This window comes from Arenibaculum sp. (assembly GCF_035998295.1).
GTDB lineage: Bacteria > Pseudomonadota > Alphaproteobacteria > Azospirillales > Azospirillaceae > DASYHS01.
In genome coordinates this window covers 1-10535 of record NZ_DASYHS010000095.1, presented here as the reverse complement: position 1 = coordinate 10535, position 10535 = coordinate 1, and the positions used below count along the sequence as shown (strand labels likewise).

The 10535-nt window shown below is 68.4% G+C and carries 10 protein-coding genes and 1 pseudogene; 2 read left to right on the top strand and 9 right to left on the bottom strand.

Annotated elements, in window-relative coordinates; genetic code table 11:
• The coding region (locus VGO20_RS10590; RefSeq protein ID WP_327502301.1) for a PRC-barrel domain-containing protein at nucleotides 1-577 on the top strand (577 nt) is incomplete at its 5' end.
• 80 nt (nucleotides 578-657) lie between these two features.
• On the opposite strand, the gene VGO20_RS10585 is transcribed toward VGO20_RS10590, so the two are convergent.
• The 9 genes from VGO20_RS10585 to VGO20_RS10545 all read right to left on the bottom strand — a co-directional run bounded on the left by VGO20_RS10585 (nucleotide 658) and on the right by VGO20_RS10545 (nucleotide 9502).
• Nucleotides 658-1164: a D-glycero-alpha-D-manno-heptose-1,7-bisphosphate 7-phosphatase gene (locus tag VGO20_RS10585; RefSeq protein WP_327502300.1), complete on the bottom strand. Its 507-nt coding sequence runs from the start codon at nucleotides 1162-1164 to the stop codon at nucleotides 658-660.
• Between the two features lie 10 nt (nucleotides 1165-1174).
• Nucleotides 1175-1726 (bottom strand): D-sedoheptulose-7-phosphate isomerase, encoded by a 552-nt coding sequence (locus VGO20_RS10580; RefSeq protein ID WP_414639793.1) that lies wholly within the window; start codon nucleotides 1724-1726, stop codon nucleotides 1175-1177.
• Nucleotides 1727-1837: 111 nt separating this feature from the next.
• Complete coding sequence (locus VGO20_RS10575) at nucleotides 1838-2752, bottom strand: S-methyl-5'-thioadenosine phosphorylase (protein ID WP_327502298.1); 915 nt, start codon at nucleotides 2750-2752, stop codon at nucleotides 1838-1840.
• Between the two features lie 20 nt (nucleotides 2753-2772).
• Nucleotides 2773-3882 (bottom strand): S-methyl-5-thioribose-1-phosphate isomerase, encoded by a 1110-nt coding sequence (gene mtnA / locus VGO20_RS10570; RefSeq protein WP_327502297.1) that lies wholly within the window; start codon nucleotides 3880-3882, stop codon nucleotides 2773-2775.
• Nucleotides 3883-4417: 535 nt separating this feature from the next.
• Entirely contained in the window at nucleotides 4418-5686 is a 1269-nt protein-coding gene (locus VGO20_RS10565) for an ImmA/IrrE family metallo-endopeptidase (protein WP_327502296.1), read from the bottom strand.
• Nucleotides 5670-6080 (bottom strand): hypothetical protein, encoded by a 411-nt coding sequence (locus VGO20_RS10560; protein ID WP_327502295.1) that lies wholly within the window; start codon nucleotides 6078-6080, stop codon nucleotides 5670-5672. Before VGO20_RS10560 ends, VGO20_RS10565 begins: the two co-directional genes overlap by 17 nt.
• A gap of 187 nt (nucleotides 6081-6267) precedes the next feature.
• Complete coding sequence (locus VGO20_RS10555; RefSeq protein WP_327502294.1) at nucleotides 6268-7263, bottom strand: GHMP family kinase ATP-binding protein; 996 nt, start codon at nucleotides 7261-7263, stop codon at nucleotides 6268-6270.
• Nucleotides 7260-8012 carry a nucleotidyltransferase family protein gene (locus VGO20_RS10550; protein ID WP_327502293.1) on the bottom strand — a complete coding sequence of 251 codons (753 nt, stop codon included), beginning with the start codon at nucleotides 8010-8012 and terminating at the stop codon, nucleotides 7260-7262. The genes VGO20_RS10555 and VGO20_RS10550 overlap by 4 nt, the downstream gene beginning before the upstream one ends.
• On the bottom strand, nucleotides 8009-9502 hold the full coding sequence (locus VGO20_RS10545; RefSeq protein ID WP_327502292.1) for a B12-binding domain-containing radical SAM protein: 1494 nt from the start codon (nucleotides 9500-9502) through the stop codon (nucleotides 8009-8011). Before VGO20_RS10545 ends, VGO20_RS10550 begins: the two co-directional genes overlap by 4 nt.
• A 129-nt stretch (nucleotides 9503-9631) precedes the next feature.
• Here VGO20_RS10545 and VGO20_RS10540 point away from each other — a divergent pair.
• Nucleotides 9632-10535: pseudogene (locus tag VGO20_RS10540) on the top strand (hypothetical protein); the annotation flags it as partial.

Below are 10535 nucleotides of genomic sequence, written 5' to 3'. Positions count from 1 at the left end.
ATTTCGGAGAGAACAGACCATGCAGACCATCGCACGAAACACCCTTCTGAGCAGTGCCGCGGCGCTGATGCTGATGGCCGGCACGGCCTATGGCCAGACGACGCTGACCGAGGAGCCCGTGCTGCCGGGTGCCACCGAGGAGACCGTCGGCGCCGGCGAGACCGTGCTGCCGGGCACCGTCGCCGAGGGCGAGCAGGCGGGTGCCGCCGCCCTGACGCTGCCGCCGGAGCGCGGGCAGCTGCGCGAGGGCGTCGGCGAGCTGCGCACCCAGGACCTGGAAGACATGAACGTCTACAGCGTCGGCGGTGAGGAGGTCGGCGAGGTCGAGGGCCTGGTCCGGCACAACGGCGACCCGCACCTCGTCGTGTCGTTCGGCACGGGCTGGTTCAACTGGGGCGGCGGCGACCGCGTCGCGATCCCGGTCGAGCATTTCGAACGCGCCCAGGACGGCCTGATCGTCCAGCTCACCGACGCGCAGGCGGCGGCGCTCCAGGAGTATGTGAGCCAGATCGACACCGAGCAGATGACCGAGTACGAGACCGTGGGCGACGCCTACGCCCTGCCCGCGGCCGAGTAAGCCGAGACAGGAACGGCGATGAAGGAGGCCCGTCCCGCCATGCGGGGCGGGCCTTCCGCGTGCCCGGGGCCGGCGCGGCCTCACCCCCGCGCCAGCAGCGGCTCCAGGAAGGACCGCAGGTCGCCGCCCGGGAACAGGTGGCCGGGGATGCCGGCGGCGCCGGCGGCGGCGGCGTCGGTCTCGCGGTCGCCGACCATCAGGCTGCGCGCGCGGTCGACCGGCCAGCGCGCGGCCAGCGCTTCGATCATCCCCGCCGCCGGCTTGCGGCAGGCGCAGACCCGGCGGTACGCGTCCAGCGCCGCCTCGGGGTGGTGGGGGCAGTATTCGAAGTCGTCGATGCGCGCGCCATGGGCGGCGAGGTCCTCGGCCATGCGGGCGTGCAGCGCGCGCACGTCGTCCTCGCGGTAGTAGCCCCGCCCGACCCCGGCCTGGTTCGTGACCACGAAGACCAGGAAGCCGCGGTCGTTGCACAGCCGGACCGCGTCGCGGGCACCGTCGATCCAGCGGAAGGCGTCCCAGCGGTGCAGGTAGCCGGTGTCGTGGTTCAGGACGCCGTCGCGGTCGAAGAAGACCGCCGGTTTCAGCATAGGGGCGGCTTCAGCAAAGGGCGTCCTCGACCAGGCCGCAGATCAGGTGGCCGACCGCGATGTGCATCTCCTGGATGCGGTCGGTGCGCGCCGCGGGCACCCGGATGCACAGGTCGCACAGCTCCGCCATCCGCCCGCCCGACGCCCCGGTCAGCCCGACCGTCGCGATGCCGGCCGCGCGCGCGACCGCCAGCGCCTCGAGCACGTTGGCGCTGTTGCCGCTGGTCGAGATCGCGACCAGCGCGTCGCCCGGCCGGCCGAGGCCGCGGATCTGGCGGGCGAACACCTCGTCGAAGGAATAGTCGTTGCCGATCGCGGTCAGGGCGGAGGTGTCGACCGTCAGCGCCACCGCGGCCAGCGGCGCCCGGTCGCGCAGGAAGCGGCCCATCAGCTCGGCCGCGAGGTGCTGCGCGTCGGCGGCCGAGCCGCCGTTGCCGCAGAACATCACCTTGCCGCCGCCGCGCAGCGCGCCGACCAGCAGGTCCGCGGCGCGCGCGACGCTGGACGCCTCGGCCGCGAGGCGCCTGAAGTTCTCCGCGATGGCGAGGACCGCGTCCTCGATCACCGCCTCCGGCGTGGTCGTCTCCAACATCGCGGCAGGTCTCCGATACCGAACGGGGGAGATCCTACCACAAAAGGAGCAACATTACCCACCGCCGTCACCCCCCCGCCGTCACCCGCCGCCGAGCACGCGCCCGGCGACGGCGTCGAGCTTCGCCACCACCTCGGGGTCGCGCATGCCGGGCGCGGTGATGATGGCGTGGTCGAGGGCGGTGTGGCAGCCATGGGGGCAGGCACCCTCGCGGTGGCGCAGCCGGGGTGCCAGCGAGCGGACCAGGGAGCGCGCGCGGTCGGCGTTGCCGAGCAGCACCTTGATCACGGCGTCGACGGTGACGTGCTCGTGGTCGGGATGCCAGCAGTCGTAGTCCGTGACCATGGCGACGGTCGCGTAGCACATCTCCGCCTCGCGGGCGAGCTTGGCCTCGGGCATGTTGGTCATGCCGATCACGTCGCAGCCCCAGCTCCGGTACAGGTTCGATTCGGCCTGGGTCGAGAACTGCGGCCCCTCCATCACCAGATAGGTGCCGCCGCGCCGGTGCGGGACGTCCAGCTCGCGCAGCGACGCCTCGACCGCGTCGCCGAGCCGCCCGCACACGGGATGGCCGAGCGCCACATGCGCGACCAGGCCGGTCGTGAAGAAGGACTTCACCCGCGCGAAGGTGCGGTCGACGAACTGGTCGACGACGACGAAGGTGCCGGGCGGCAGCTCCTCGCGCAGCGAGCCGACGGCGGAGACCGAGACGATCTCGGTGACGCCGGCGCGCTTGAGCGCGTCGATGTTGGCGCGGAAGTTCAGCTCCGACGGCGGCACCCGGTGGCCGCGGCCGTGGCGCGGCAGGAACACCAGCTTCTGGCCGTCCAGCTCGCCGAACAGCAGCTCGTCCGAGGGCATGCCGAAGGGCGAGGCGACCCGCTCCCAGCGCTTGTTCTCCAGGCCGTCGACGTCGTAGACGCCGCTGCCGCCGATGATGCCCAGGACGGGAGGCGTTCCGGGGGCCGTTCCGGGGGTGGTGCCGGGGGAAGTCATGGGGTCGCGGTCTCCGCTGGTCATTGGGCGGCCTGGGCCGAGGCTTCGGGGAACAGCGAGCGCAGGCCCTCGCGGCTCGCCGGGCAGACGCCGCGCTCGGTCACGAGGCCGGTCACGAGGCGGGCCGGCGTCACGTCGAAGGCCCAGTTCGCGGCCGGGCTGCCGTCCGGCGTCAGGGTCACGGTCTCGATCCGCCCGTCGGCTGTGCGGCCGGTCAGGGCCGTCACCTCGGCCGGGTCGCGCTCCTCGATCGGGATCTCGCGCACGCCGTCCTCGACCGTCCAGTCGATGGTGGGCGACGGCAGGGCGACGTAGAACGGCACGCCGTTGTCGTGGGCCGCCAGCGCCTTCAGGTAGGTGCCGATCTTGTTGCAGACGTCGCCGGTCGCGGTCGTGCGGTCGGTGCCGACGATGCACAGGTCGACGCGGCCGTGCTGCATCAGGTGGCCGCCGACATTGTCGACGACGACGGTGTGCGGCACGCCGTGGCGGCCCAGCTCCCACGCCGTGATGCTGGCGCCCTGGTTGCGCGGGCGCGTCTCGTCGACCCAGACATGGACCGCGATCCCCTCCTCGTGGGCGACGTAGATCGGGGCCAGCGCCGTGCCCCAGTCCACGGTCGCGAGCCAGCCGGCGTTGCAATGGGTCAGCACGTTGACGACCGCGCCCGGGCCCCTGCGCGCGGCGACGTCGCGGATCAGCGCGGCGCCGTTCCCGCCGATCGCGCGGCAGATCGCGACGTCCTCGTCGGCGATGGCGGCCGCCTCGGCCCAGGCGCGCCCGGCGCGCGACGCCGGCGGCAGCGGGGCCAGCACGGCGCGCATGCGGTCGAGCGCCCAGCGCAGGTTGACGGCCGTCGGCCGGGTCGCGAACAGGCGCTCGTAGGCCGATGCGAGGCTCGCGTCGGCGGGGTCGGCGCGCAGCGCCAGCGCCAGGCCGTAGGCGGCGGTGGCGCCGATCAGCGGCGCGCCGCGCACCCACATCTCGCGGATCGCGCGCGCGGCCTCGTCCACGGTCTCGAGGCGCGCCACGACGAAGGCGTGCGGCAGGTGCCGCTGGTCGATGATCTCGACCGTCCGGCCGTCGGCCGCCGGCCAGATCGTGCGATAGGGAACGCCGTCGATTTTCATGGGATCTCCCCCTCCCCTGCCCTCGGTCCCCGCCATAGTGGTGGCGGGAACGGCGCGGTTCAACGGCGTTCTGACAGGCAGCGCCAATGTCGGTCGCACGGGTATTCGAACACCGCCCACTGGGGCTCAAGCCACTGGGGCTCAAGCCACTGGGGCTCAAGGAAGAGATGGTGAAGGGCAGTCCGCCGGGGTGCCGCCAGCGCGTCAGCGGCTTGGAACCGGCTTTGCCGAAGGTAGCGCCCAGTGAGTCGAGATAGGCCATCCACAGCGGACAGCAGCCGACACTTGCCCGAAGAAACAGCCAGCGTCGCCTTCCGCCATGCATGTCGCAATACTAATCTCGGCATGGGATGACATACCCGAATAGGCGCAAATCTCGACACCGTACCGTGCGGCGCTTCTCCTATCGAGCCATCTAGCCGAGCAGCCCATGATCGCCCTGCTTGCGTCTAAAATCGGCAGCCTGACAATCGAACTACTTCCATTATCCAGAAAACTGCTGCGCGACAAGCGCGAGTTGAATGAGCCAACCTAATTAGTCTGCCGTACACGCTGCTCTTATCCGTTCCGCGTTTTCGATTTGGCGCTTAATAACCGCTGTCGAGACACAGAACTCATCAGCAGCTGAAACCACATCTCGACCATCGTCTATCATTGCCAAAACCTCGCTTACCGGCGCAAGTAACTCTGCAGCGAATGCCCGCCCCGTTGCTTGGCGGTGGGCTGAATGCAAATCGTTGACGGGCGCCTTCTGCGGCTCAGGAAAACAAACAATGTCTCCAATTCCTCGAGCTAAAGTGAAAATCTCGGAAGATCGAGCTTCACTGGACACTCCGTGGCGGCGTAGATGAATATGTGGGCCGTCCTCGTGATCACTTCTGAGTAGACGAATGCCATCTACGGCTGGAGCCACTTCAAAATTCTTGCTCGCACCAAGAAATTCAAGGAGGGATTTCATGCCACGAAAGCGGTGACTCTCACCAAGCCCCAGGATTTTTCGCACGGCGCGGGCACGACGGTAGCCTAGCGCCCAACTCATCTCGCCGATACGGTTTGGGGCCATATCGGCTGCCTGTGCGGAAATCGGCCCCAGGTCCTTAAGGCGTGACTTGTAGCGTGGCCGCTTTTCCACGGACTCCACCCAACTCAGCAGCTTTTCACGATCAGCTTTACGGGCGCCAGCCAAAAACTCTGTGAGTGGTTCGCCTTCGAAAACACCGGCGGCCCGCCCGATCATATCCGCAGCCGCGTCATCAACTTGGTAAGGATCGAGTCCAAGTGCGCCAGCGGCTTCACAGAATGTAGCCTCATCTGCATCCTGCCTGGATGCCTGAACGCGAGCCCAGCGCAGGGCGGCGCTCGTCTCTGTGACTTTGCGTGCATTCAGGCGAGTGAGAACGGTTTCTATGAAGTCACTGAGCTTATCTTCGGCCTCAACCCTGGTCATGACGTCCGGTGGCCCGCTCCAGAAACGCACGTCTGGGTTGGTATATACACGCTGATGCGCCAAAATTTCAAATACAGCACCATCATAAGACATACGAATATCAGGAACTGCGTAGCCACTTCGATGTTTAACAAGGCGAAGTTCTTGGTCACGACCACCAAACAGAGTCCACCACTCATGAGCCAAGCCGGACGCTAAAGAATAGAGCGAAATTGTCAGGTGATCGGCAGGCTGTTCATTCCGCAGATGCAGGCAGACATTACCTTGACCAACCCACAGACGCAGATCTGCGACTGTGGCTTGCTCTTCGGGTGCTACATTGACCGCCTCATCCTGCCATTCAACCGAAAAACGCAATTTTTTCTTCCTCCTCGATGGGCCAACCTTTGTACTGCCCCTGAATGCTGTTCACACAAAAACCAAACCAAAATTGGCCACTATCATCCTTGTACCAGATATGTTTAGGAAAGTCCTTGTCGCCTTCGGAGAAACGGTACTGTCTGAGCCGTAGCGCCTGCCGCACCCACTCCGTAGCCGCCTCGCGTTCGGCTTCAGCGATGAGCGGGCAGATCGTAGTAATCTGCCTCTTCGGCCGGCTGGCTTGGCCGTCAGGCCCGACATACGCCATCGGCAATCCTCCCCACCATCTACGCTGCTTGTGCTCGGCACTGCCCAGATAAGTTGCCTGATCGATCTGCGCTGATGCGAGTGCAGCACGCGGCGGCAACTGATTGGGGCGTCTAGTAGCCATGTCGCCTCTGGGCAACGAGAGCAATGGCGGTCATGTCATCTGCCCTGACAGCCGGCGGCACCAAAGTGCGGGGCACCTTCGGTTCGGGCAGGCAATGCCGAGCGGGACGAGGCGGTCGCGCGCGGAGCCAGACGCCTGTGACGGCACAAGACGCGGCCGCCCTTCAGCTCGCCCCTGGGCGCCACGCTCAGAAGCCGTTGGGGTTGTAAAGGACGACGCTGGAGCCGGAGGTGTCGATGTCGAAGGTGACCTCGATCAGGGACTTCAGCCGCTCGCGCACGGCAGCCTGGTTGGCGGGCTCGACGAAGAACAGCACGAAGCCGCCGCCGCCCGCCCCCAGGACCTTGCCGCCGATCGCGCCCGCCTCGCAGCCGGCCTGGTACATCTCGTCGATCGCGCCGGTGGTGACGTTGGAGGCCAGCTCCCGCTTCAGCATCCAGGCGTCGTTCAGCATGTGGCCGAGCAGGCGGATGTCGGCGCCGGGGTTGGCCAGGATCGACTGCGCCTCGTCGACCATGGCGCGCATCGCGCGCAGCTGCGCCGCGCGGCGGCCCATGTTCTCGATCTGGCTGCGCGCGATCTCGGAGGCGTGGCGCGACAGGCCGGTGAAGAACAGCATCATGTGGCCGAGCAGCTCGGTCTCGCGCGTGCGCGGCACGATCAGCGGCGACACGGTGAAGGCGCCGTCCTGGCGGAAATCGATGCGGTTCAGCCCGCCGAAGGCCGCCCAGATCTGGTCCTGGGAGCCGACGTTCTCGCCGATCACGTGCTGCTCGATCCGGATCGCCTCCTCGGCGAGGTGGCGCTTGGTCGCCATGCGGCCGCGCAGCGCCGACAGCGCGTGCAGCAGGCCGACCGTGAAGGAGGAGCTGGATCCCATGCCCGAGCGCGCCGGCAGGTCGCCGTCGTGGTGGATCTCCAGCCCGTCCTCGACGCCGTCCTCCTGGAGCACGGCGCGCACGGCGGGATGCTCGATCTCCGACAGCTCGCGGACGTTCTCGATCCGGGAATAGACGATGCGGTGGCGGTGGGCGAAGAAGGGCGGCAGGCGGCGCAGGCTGATGTAGCAGTACTTGTCGATCGCCATGCCGAGCACGGCGCCGCCGTGGTCCTGGTACCATTTCGGATAGTCGGTGCCGCCGCCGAAGAGCGAGATGCGGAAGGGCGTGCGGGTGATGATCATGACGGGCTCCCGGCGCGGGTCGGGGCCGACGCCCCGGGGACGATGTGCTCGGCCGCGCGCAGGCTGGGCGGCGTGCCGATGTCGACGAAGCGGCCGCGCACGGCCTGGGCGCGGATCGTCCCGGGGGGCTGCGCCTCCAGGAAGTCGCGCTCCAGCGACGGCCCGGCGCCGGCCGCCAGCCGGTCGAGGGCGGCGGCCGAGAGCAGGTAGACGCCGCCGCTGACCAGGCCCGGCCGCTCGGCCGCGGGGTCCTTCTCGACGAAGCGGGCGACGCGGCCCCGGGCGTCCAGCTCGACGCTGCCGTAGCGCGCGACCGAGGGCACCTCGACGCACAGCAGGGAGACGTCGGCGCGCGCCGCCAGGTGGCCGGCGAGGAAGGAAGGCAGGTCGGCCTCCAGGAAGGTGTCGCCGTTCATCGCCAGCACGGGGTCGGAGCGCAGATGCGGGCGGGCGAAGCGCAGGGCGCCGGCGGTGCCGAGCGGCCGCGGCTCGACCACGGTCACGACCTCGATCCCGTCGGGCGGGCTGTGGGCCAGATGCGCCTCGACCCGCTCGGCCAGATGGCCGAGGCACAGGACGACGCGCCGCGCGCCCTGCCCGCGCAGCCAGTCCAGGAGATGGTCGAGGAAGGGCCGGCCGCCGACCGGGGCCAGCACCTTGGGCACGTCGCCCAGCACTTCGCGGATGCGGGTGCCGAGCCCGCCGGCCAGCACCGCGACGTCGACGCCGGACAGCGAGGGCGCCGTCATTGCGCGGCGACCATCTCTTCGACGAGGCGGCGCTTCAGGCGGGTGCGCGCCATCTCCTCGATGTGGCGGCGCGTGTCCCAGCCGAAGCGCTGGGTCACCATGTCGAGATAGCGGGAGTTCGCGAAATACTCGTGGAAGGCGTCGTCGCGGAACTTCAGCACCTCGGCCGCGGGCAGCGCCTCGGTCGGCAGCGGCGTGCAGTCCCAGCTGTGCTGGGAGTAGCCGGACCAGCTCTCGGGCAGCGGCCAGCCGCGGGCGAGCGCGGTCGCGTACAGGGCCGAGCCCGGATAGGCCATGGCCGAGTAGAAGTTCGCGAACTCGCAGTTCAGCTCCTTCGCGAGGTCGAGGGTCTCGCGCATGCTGGCGTGGTCGTCGTCGGGCAGGCCGAAGATGTAGTTGCCGATCACGCTGATGCCGGCCTTCTGGATCTCGCGCACGATCGAGACGATGTCGTCGCCCTTCAGCGACTTCTGCGCGCCGTCGCGCACGTGGCGGCTGCCGGACTCGATCCCGAGCGCCAGCCAGCGGAAGCCGGCGCGGCGCAGCCGGTCCAGCATGTGCGGCTTCACCGTGTCGACCCGGGCGTAGGCCCAGATGTTGAGGTCGTAGTCCCGCTCGATCAGCAGGTCGCAGATGGCCCCGACATGGCGCTCGTTCAGGACGAACATCTCGTCGATGATCTTGTAGGTCCTGACGCCGTAGGTCTTGTACAGCAGGTCGATCTCGGCGACGACGCCTTCGGGCGAGCGCATGCGGTAGCGGTTGACGTCGAAGGGCGCGTTGATGCAGCAGAAGGTGCATTTGTACGGGCAGCCCAGCGAGGTGTAGATCGACGCGTAGGGCTTGCGCGAGGCGAGGTCGCCGAAGCACTGCCAGTTATGGGCGCGGTAGCGGTCCATGGGCAGCAGGTCCCAGACGTCGCCGTGCAGGTCCTTCTGCAGGTCCTGGATCAGCGCCGCCGGGCGGTTGATGCGCGGCTTGCCGTCCTCGTCGCGCCAGACCAGCCCCTCGACCTCGGCGAGGGGGCGGGCGCCGGCGAGCGATTCCAGGAGCTGGACGACGGTGACCGGCCCCTCGCCCTTGCAGGCGAAGTCGACGGCCTCCTCCTCCAGCGTGCGCTCGGGCAGGGCCGAGACGTGGCCGCCGACGATCACGACCGGGATGTCGGGGCATTCCTCCTTCAGCGCGCGGCACGCCTCGCCGGCCGCGACCATCTGCTGGGTCGAGGCGGAGGGCTGGTGGCCGAACACGACCATGGCGACGAGGCGGGGCGACAGCTCGCGGATGCGCGCAGCCACGCTTGCCGGGCCCCAGTTCTCGGCCTCGCTGTCGATGATGCGGAGAGAGAAGCCGCGGTCGCGCGCGTAGCCGCCGATCAGCCGGCACCACAGCGGCGGCTCGACCGCGGTCAGCTCGTTGCCGAGGTCCTGGTAGATGCGCTCGCGTCCGCCCGGATTGACCAGGACGAGATCGAGCCCGTGGTCGCTCATGACGTTCCCCCGAATGGCCGATGCCCAGCATTGCCTCCATTAGGGGTAAGCTTCGGTTAACAAACACTCTACGAAGATGGAGGAGACGGGCGGCATCCTCGTCTCGTCGCCGCATCCTCGGAGATGAGAATGCCCAAGCCGCCACCGCCGACGCGCTACGGCCGGAACCATCCGGGCCCCGCCCAGCCCCGGGCGAACGCTCCCCCGCACGCCGTCCAGGCGAGGCCGGCCGGCGCCGCGGGGCCGCAGCGGGTCCACGCTCCGCCGCCGACCCGCTTCGCCCAGCCGCCCGCGGTCCAGCAGAGGACAGCGCCTTCCGCCGCGCCGGCGCGCAGCCACGCGCCCCCGCCGACGCGCTTCGCCCAGCCTCCCGCAGCCCAGGCGAAGGCGCAGCCCGGGCGCCTGCAGCCGCCGCAGCACTGCCCGCATTGCAGTCCCGGGCGCGGCCGGGCCATCCAGATGATGGACGGCATCGAGTATTTCGGCGGACAGGTCGAAGACAAGGTCGGCAACGGCATCAATTACGGCGGCCAGTCCCTGGGCCCGGTGGTCGTCCGGCAGCCGCGCAGCTTCGACGGCGAGGAAGAAGCGAAGTTCCTGCGAAACCTCTCGACCTTCCTCTGGCACATCGGCGAGATGATCCTGACGAAACCGGATGCCGAAGTCGAATCCATGTACGTGAACGACAGGATCGTCATCTCGGCCAACAATCCGGGAACGATGAAGGAAATCTACGACTACATTCTGACGAACAAGGAGTTCAACGATTTCGTCCGCACCAGCATCGACACCGGCAGCGACAAGCGGGGGCAGCGTACGGTGGACAGAGTGTCGGACCAGCTCATGGGCCCGGATACCAGCGTCGAGTCCCGCCTCATCCTGCAGTCGATGATGGTGGAGAAGACGAAAGAGTACGTGAAGCTCGCGACGATCCGGAACAAGGGCCTGAGCACCGACGTGCTGACCTCCCGCGACTATTCCGGCAAGCTCATCCTGATCAAGGGGCTGCCGATCCATGCGGAGCAGAAGCTGC

What these genes read in the sequence shown, in the direction of transcription:
- VGO20_RS10555 (WP_327502294.1), bottom strand. Translation starts at nt 7,263, where the DNA reads ATGATCATCACCCGCACGCCCTTCCGCATCTCGCTCTTCGGCGGCGGC.
- VGO20_RS10560 (WP_327502295.1), bottom strand. Translation starts at nt 6,080, where the DNA reads ATGGCTACTAGACGCCCCAATCAGTTGCCGCCGCGTGCTGCACTCGCA.
- VGO20_RS10585 (WP_327502300.1), bottom strand. Translation starts at nt 1,164, where the DNA reads ATGCTGAAACCGGCGGTCTTCTTCGACCGCGACGGCGTCCTGAACCAC.
- VGO20_RS10550 (WP_327502293.1), bottom strand. Translation starts at nt 8,012, where the DNA reads ATGACGGCGCCCTCGCTGTCCGGCGTCGACGTCGCGGTGCTGGCCGGC.
- mtnA (WP_327502297.1), bottom strand. Translation starts at nt 3,882, where the DNA reads ATGAAAATCGACGGCGTTCCCTATCGCACGATCTGGCCGGCGGCCGAC.
- VGO20_RS10545 (WP_327502292.1), bottom strand. Translation starts at nt 9,502, where the DNA reads ATGAGCGACCACGGGCTCGATCTCGTCCTGGTCAATCCGGGCGGACGC.
- VGO20_RS10575 (WP_327502298.1), bottom strand. Translation starts at nt 2,752, where the DNA reads ATGACTTCCCCCGGCACCACCCCCGGAACGGCCCCCGGAACGCCTCCC.